This is a genomic window from Acidobacteriota bacterium (genome assembly GCA_022562055.1).
Taxonomy (GTDB): Bacteria; Actinomycetota; Acidimicrobiia; order Spongiisociales; family UBA5794; genus BMS3BBIN02.
In genome coordinates this window covers 1-5,462 of sequence record JADFQA010000067.1, presented here as the reverse complement: position 1 = coordinate 5,462, position 5,462 = coordinate 1, and the positions used below count along the sequence as shown (strand labels likewise).

Annotated in this window: 8 protein-coding genes and 1 pseudogene; 8 read left to right on the top strand and 1 reads right to left on the bottom strand. The window is 60.9% G+C overall.

What is annotated here, in order from left to right; genetic code table 11:
- Window positions 1–13: 13 nt before the first annotated feature.
- The 8 genes and pseudogenes from IIC71_14925 to IIC71_14890 all read left to right on the top strand — a co-directional run bounded on the left by IIC71_14925 (window position 14) and on the right by IIC71_14890 (window position 5,258).
- Complete coding sequence (locus IIC71_14925) at window positions 14–250, top strand: helix-turn-helix transcriptional regulator (protein ID MCH7670473.1); 237 nt, start codon at window positions 14–16, stop codon at window positions 248–250.
- The gene (locus tag IIC71_14920) at window positions 250–441 is read left to right on the top strand and encodes a helix-turn-helix domain-containing protein (protein MCH7670472.1); all 192 of its coding nucleotides are present in this window, start codon (window positions 250–252) and stop codon (window positions 439–441) included. The genes IIC71_14925 and IIC71_14920 overlap by 1 nt, the downstream gene beginning before the upstream one ends.
- Before the next feature lie 138 nt (window positions 442–579).
- Window positions 580–1,926 carry an AAA family ATPase gene (locus IIC71_14915; GenBank protein MCH7670471.1) on the top strand — a complete coding sequence of 449 codons (1,347 nt, stop codon included), beginning with the start codon at window positions 580–582 and terminating at the stop codon, window positions 1,924–1,926.
- Window positions 1,919–2,092, top strand: coding sequence for a hypothetical protein (locus tag IIC71_14910; GenBank protein MCH7670470.1), 174 nt, complete (start codon window positions 1,919–1,921; stop codon window positions 2,090–2,092). The genes IIC71_14915 and IIC71_14910 overlap by 8 nt, the downstream gene beginning before the upstream one ends.
- A gap of 685 nt (window positions 2,093–2,777) precedes the next feature.
- On the top strand, window positions 2,778–3,350 hold the full coding sequence (locus IIC71_14905; GenBank protein ID MCH7670469.1) for a tyrosine-type recombinase/integrase: 573 nt from the start codon (window positions 2,778–2,780) through the stop codon (window positions 3,348–3,350).
- On the top strand, window positions 3,347–3,655 hold the full coding sequence (locus tag IIC71_14900) for a hypothetical protein (GenBank protein MCH7670468.1): 309 nt from the start codon (window positions 3,347–3,349) through the stop codon (window positions 3,653–3,655). The genes IIC71_14905 and IIC71_14900 overlap by 4 nt, the downstream gene beginning before the upstream one ends.
- 45 nt (window positions 3,656–3,700) lie before the next feature.
- Window positions 3,701–3,907 (top strand): annotated as a pseudogene (locus IIC71_14895) (IS3 family transposase).
- Between the two features lie 286 nt (window positions 3,908–4,193).
- The gene (locus IIC71_14890) at window positions 4,194–5,258 is read left to right on the top strand and encodes an IS110 family transposase (protein ID MCH7670467.1); all 1,065 of its coding nucleotides are present in this window, start codon (window positions 4,194–4,196) and stop codon (window positions 5,256–5,258) included.
- A 36-nt stretch (window positions 5,259–5,294) separates the two neighbouring features.
- Here the strand turns inward: IIC71_14890 and IIC71_14885 are convergent.
- On the bottom strand, window positions 5,295–5,462 hold a 168-nt coding region (locus tag IIC71_14885; GenBank protein MCH7670466.1), incomplete at its 5' end, for a hypothetical protein.

Here is a 5,462-nt window from a genome sequence, read left to right as displayed (position 1 = left end):
TATGGTCTGAAGCATGAACACGAAAGCACACCTCGACCTCGCCGCAGTCGCACGGTGCCGCGCCCTCGCCCGGAGCGGAGCGGCACGATCAATTCGCATCGCAGCGGGCGTCAGCCTCGCCGAGGTTGCCCGCCAGCTCCAAGTTTCACCGTCCACGATCCACCGCTGGGAGACCGGCCTGCGGAGTCCCAGGGCCGCCGCAGCGGAACGGTACGGGCGGCTCCTCAGGCAACTGATCGAGGCGCGCTGATGCGACAACTCCTCACCTTGGCCGAGGTCGCTGATGTCCTCCAAATCCCCGAGAAGTCTTTGTACCGACAAAGGTCCCTCGGTGAGTTTCCAGGGTCGCTGGGCGTCCGCGTGGGGCGTTGGGTGCGCTTCGATGCGGACGTGCTGGCGAAGTGGCTAGACGATCAGAGAATTACCCAGGGGGGATCGTGATGGCGGTGACGGAACGCCGCCGCAGGAGGACGGCACGCACGGATCGTTGTACCTGTTCGCTGGGTCGCTGCGTTTCGTGTTCCGAGATCGTGGACCGGCGCAAGCGGGCTTGGAGACGGGTGAGGGTAGGGCAGCTCGATGGCCGCTGACAGCTCTGCCTGTTTTTCGTGTGGTGAACCAGCCACGATCCACACGCCCACGGGTCACCCGGCCTGCGCTGCGTGCGTCGAAAACGCTGCGCAGGAACTTGGTGCGGTGCGGTCCCCAGTCGACCTGCGCCGTCTCATGGCCTCTGAATTCTCCTCACCCGAATTTATGGTCCCGTCGCTGATCCCAAAAGGCGGAATCACGGCGATCGCAGCCAAGGCGGGGCATGAGAAGAGCCTTTTGCTGCTGAATCTTGCGGCTAGTCGGGCCGCTGGGTGCCCGGTGCTGGACACCCCAGCCGAGGCACCACTCCACGTTCTCTACCTCGACTTCGAAATGGGTCCCGCTGATCTGCAAGGGCGTCTCGACGAGTTTGGTTGGACCACCGACCACCCAAAGTTCGACACCCTTGTAAGTCATCTGCACTACTTCCAGTTCCCTGATCTGCCACCGCTCGACACCGACGAAGGAGGGCTGGTGCTCGAAGAACTGGTCGAAGAATTTGCCGCCGAATGGATCATCGTCGACACCGTCAGTCGTGTGATTTCCGGTGAGGAGAACTCGTCCGATACCTTCCGACGACTCGACCGGCACACGGGGCGAAGGTTGCGCCGGCGGGGAATCACCGCCACCTACTTGGATCACGTGGGCAAGGACAAATCAAGGGGGGCCCGGGGGTCGTCAGCGAAAACCGATTCAGTCGACACCGAGTGGGCGTTGCAAAAAAAGGAGGGGGGCTTGTTGGAATTCACACTCACGAAGGGCCGATCAGGGGCGCTCTCGCACACCGTCACCGTCCGCAAAACTAACGACAACGGGCGACTCGGTTTTGCGCTCGCTCACACGGAACTTCCCACCGCAGTCGTGGACATTGCCCGGGACCTCGACCTCCTCGGCGTTGCCACCGACGCACCACTCGTCACCGCCCAGGAAGCGTTAAAAGACGCCGGGAAGGGTCGGCGACGGGCGTGGATTGTCCAAGCACAACAACTTCGCCGGAGTCGAGAATCTGATCGGGAACGCTCCGGGAACGCTCCTTCGGGAACTTTGACGGGAACCGCCCCGGAACCCAACGGAACCGAAGGGGAACTGGACGCCACGGCAAACGGGAACTCCGGGTTCCCACTAGAGGTGGGAACCGGAGTCATGCCGACCTCGGAACCGGAACAGAAAACCCACTTCGACACCGAAACAGACACCCCTCCCAACTCCGGTAACCCGGTAACACCCGACACCCCTCCAACTGTTACAGAGTTACCACTGTTACCCACTTTGAGGGGGCCAGGTGATTCTAAGAACCCCCCACCGCCCAATTTTCAAAGGGGGGGCCATGAGTGAAACGACGGAGGAAGAGTCGCAAGCTGACGACTTCGAATCTGGCATCCTCGAATCAAGCCACTCCGCCATCACCTGGACAAGCGGCAAAACGACGACTAGCACCGTCGGCGGAAGCATGACCACCAGCACCGTCGAAGGGGCCATGCACGGTGAAGATGATGAGTGAGACGCTCACCGCCAAAGCCGGCCGGCTCCTCGCTACTGGACGTCTTACCGTGCGGTCCCTCACCGCTGACATCATCACCGCCGGCATTGTTGGCGACCATGGTTCGTACCGTGTCGGGTGCGATCCGAATGGGTGGTGGTGTAGCTGTGCCGCCTACACCCGCCGCTGTTCCCATATCGTCGCATTGAAGCAAGTGACACTCGCCCCACCGAGAACCCCACAAGACCCGAATGTGAAAACTTTCACAAACTCGAATGTGCAAAATGTCACAAACCCGACTGGACGGAAGGAACCTACGCCATGACCTACCCACCCGACTGGCAGAACATCGTCGCCAACCTCAACGAGACCACCACCGCACTCGCCGCACTCGCCCCACCGGATCGTCCAGTTAGTATTAACAGCGATAACACTAACTACCGTCAGTTAGCGCACCAGACCACACCCCCACCCAGGGGGATAGAACCAACCACGGGGCCAACACACATACCCCCACGACCGTGTGGGCTACTCTTTTTCTTTCAATAGACTGGGTGTTTTCAAGAGATTATGGGTTCCACGACAAGGAGAATCCGACCATGAAAGACAATGTAAACGAGGACGCCAGTTTCGGGATGCTGCCGGTAGGGGAACCACCGATGGTTTCACCAGGTTGGGCTCACCTGCTGCGGGCACCTTGTAAGAAGTGTGGGGGTTCGAGATTGTTCCCCCAGACGTTGAAGCAGCGTTCGTTGCTACCGCCGGAATCGGTCACGTCACCCCACACCAACTCCGCCACACCTACGCCACCACCCTCGTCAACGCCGGCGTCTCCCTCCAAGCGCTCATGGCGCTCCTCGGCCACGTCTCAGCCGAGATGAGTCTCCGCTACACCCACCTCTTCGACGCCACCGTCCGCGCCGAATACGAACGCGCCCTCCACCTGGCCAAAACCGCTATCGGCCCCATCGCCACACCCGCCGCCAGCACCGTCGACACCGGCGACGACTGGCGCGACGCTCCCGCCATCAAGACACGGCTCTCCGCCGGTTACTGCCTCCGGGCCCCCACCCAAGGCGCCTGCCCCTACGCGAACATCTGCGAACACTGCCCCAGTTTCAACACCGACGCCGCCTCAATAGCCGTACTCGCAGCACAACGCGCCGACACCGAAACACTCGCCGCTGACGCCCAAACCCGCGGCTGGACCAACGAAGCCGATCGCCACCACAAACTCCTCGCCCGCCTCGATTCCCTCATCGCCCAGGAGACCGCATGAACAACAACCTCGAACTCGTCGAAATCGCCTGTGCCGAACTCGCCAACAACCAGATGCCAATCATATTCACCGCCATCGCCGAACACACCGGCATCAGCCGCACCACCCTCTACCGCAACCCACAACTTCGCGCCGTCATCGAAGAACACCGACATCACAGCCACGACCCGCGCACCCTCACCGGACTCGCCGCCGAAATCAGCCACCTCCGCACCGGCCTCGAAGCTATCGCCGACCGCATCCGCCAACAAGAAGAACGACTCCGCCGACTCGAAACCCAACAACTCCGCCGCAAAGCAAACTGACGACCACACACCCCCGCCAGACCCCGATTAGCCGGATAATGCTTCGACAACGCAATGGTCGAGTCGTTCTGGGCCCGGATGCAGGTTGAGCTGCTGAACCGGAAACGGTGGAAGACCCGCATCGAACTTGCTAACGCGATCTTCGAGTACCTTGAGGTCTTCCACAACCGTCAACGTCGCCACTCGAGCCTTGGAATGCACACCCCAATCGAGTATGAGAGAATCCACGACACCCAACACTCGCACGGCTGAGTCAAGTGAGCTGACTCCACCAAACCCGGGACAGACCAGAGCCTCCACCAAACAGTGAAGATACTGGGTGAGTCGTTTGGTGGGATCTGACCTACCAACAAACTGACCCTTGGGGTGTCTTGCCTGGGACGCGTCGGTCTCGCCGTTCGGCTCGCAGTAACCAGCCAGCGGCCGGTTCTGGGTTGAACGTGACCTGATAGGAACCTGAGCCAACAGATGCCCCGTCACTGTTGTGTCCGTCCCATCCCGGCTCACCGGCCGCTCCATGAGATGGAGGACCACAATCATGCCACACGAACCTGCAGGTGTCATCGGCGGTTTCGACTGCCACACCGATACCCACACCGTTGTTGCGCTCGACCCTCTTGGGCAGCTACTCGACACGGCAACATTTGATACGACCAGCGTCGGCTACCGCCAGGCGTTGGGATGGTTAAAGTCACACGGAACAGTGATCACGGTCGGTGTGGAATCGACCGGGAGCTACGGTGCGGCCCTCACCCGCTATCTCACCAGCGAAGGCGTCACGGTGATCGAGATCAACCAGCCACACCCCCACACCCGGTTCCGGCGTGGCAAGAGCGACTCGATCGATGCCGAAGCTGCTGCCCGTAAGGTGCTCTCGGGTCAAGCAACCGGCCCAGCCAAGAACACCTCGGGGATTGTTGAATCGATTCGACAGATCACCGTTGCGCGAGACGGTGCCGTCAAAGCACGCTCCGCAGCCCTGTGCCAGCTCGGTGATCTGATCGTTACCGCCCCTGCACAGCTTCGAGAACAGCTCAAGGGCCCCAAAACCCTCGAAGGGAAAACATCGGTCTGTGCACGTCTACGCCCAGGTCACACCAACCCGACCGATCCGGCACGAGCAGCCAAGATCGCGTTGCGTAGTATCGCCCGCCGGATCAGAACCCTCACGGACGAGATCAACGAACTCACGACCGAACTCGACGAACTTGTAACAATCGCAGCACCCGAAACGCTCAGCCAGTTCGGTGTCGGTACCTGCCACGCAGCTACCCTCCTCGTTGCTGCAGGTGAGAATATCGACCGTTTCGGTTCGGAAGCATCGTTCGCTCACCTGTGTGCAACTGCACCGATCCCAGCATCGTCAGGACGCACCAGCCGACACCGACTCAACTATGCCGGGAACCGTCAAGCCAACCGGGCGCTCCACATGATCGTCGTCGTCAGACTCAGGTATTGCCCCGACACCAAGGCATACATGGAACGGCGCCTCGCCGAGGGACGTACCAAGAAAGAGATCATCCGATGCCTCAAACGCTACGTCGCCAGGCAACTCTTCCGAACGCTACGCGCAGACCTCACCACCCTCGCCCTCCGTACTTGACATCTATAGGAACGTCCCAGGGTGCCTCTGTGTTTGTCAAGCAGCGTCGTTGAGGAACGCGCAGACGGCCTGACGGCGTTGTTCGTCGGCGAGCATGCGACGCCAGACGTGGCCGGCGATCTTGCGTTTGAGGCAGCGCATAGCCTCGTTGCGGGTCTTGCCTTCATCGATCTTGCGGTCGAAGTATCGACGGCCGGCGCTCTT